The organism is Pseudomonas sp. QLc11A (genome assembly GCF_052112305.1).
GTDB classification, from domain to species: Bacteria; Pseudomonadota; Gammaproteobacteria; order Pseudomonadales; family Pseudomonadaceae; genus Aquipseudomonas; species Aquipseudomonas laurylsulfatiphila.
In genome coordinates this window covers 1-691 of the sequence record NZ_JAVAJJ010000045.1, presented here as the reverse complement: position 1 = coordinate 691, position 691 = coordinate 1, and the positions used below count along the sequence as shown (strand labels likewise).

General features: G+C 46.6%; 2 tRNA genes and 1 rRNA gene. All 3 read right to left on the bottom strand.

The features are described from left to right. Nucleotides 1-302 precede the first annotated feature (302 nt). Nucleotides 303-378, bottom strand: a tRNA-Ala gene (locus Q8X48_RS29795). A gap of 9 nt (nt 379-387) precedes the next feature. After that, nucleotides 388-464 (bottom strand) — tRNA-Ile (locus Q8X48_RS29790). A 122-nt stretch (nt 465-586) separates the two neighbouring features. Further along, nucleotides 587-691: ribosomal RNA gene (locus Q8X48_RS29785) — 16S ribosomal RNA — on the bottom strand; the annotation flags it as partial.

Here is a 691-nt window from a genome sequence, read left to right as displayed (position 1 = left end):
ACCACGTCTTTCATCGCCTCTGACTGCCAAGGCATCCACCGTATGCGCTTCTTCACTTGACCATATAACCCCAAGCAATCTGGTTATACTATGAAGACGACATTCGCCGAAAATTCGAATTTCTCAACTAAGAGAACTCACAAATTTTACCTTAGCCTGATCCGTTACCAGTGAAAGTAACGTTCAGTCTATCTTTCTATCACATACCCAAATTTTTAAAGAACGATCTAATCAAAAGACTAGAAATCAATATTCATTGCAGAATATTCATTTCTAAACTCTCAAACTTTCGAAGCAGTTAATGGTGGAGCCAAACGGGATCGAACCGTTGACCTCCTGCGTGCAAGGCAGGCGCTCTCCCAGCTGAGCTATGGCCCCATACAAAATTGGTGGGTCTGGGCAGATTCGAACTGCCGACCTCACCCTTATCAGGGGTGCGCTCTAACCAACTGAGCTACAGACCCAATTTCGAGCGCGTAACTGTTAGCGTTGAGCTATCAGCTTGGAGCTTAAAGCTGCTTCTATCGTCTTCTTCAATGAATCAAGCAATTCGTGTGGGAACTTATGGAGCAGCTGAGTCGTCGATTAAGGAGGTGATCCAGCCGCAGGTTCCCCTACGGCTACCTTGTTACGACTTCACCCCAGTCATGAATCACACCGTGGTAACCGTCCTCCCGAAGGTTAGACTAGC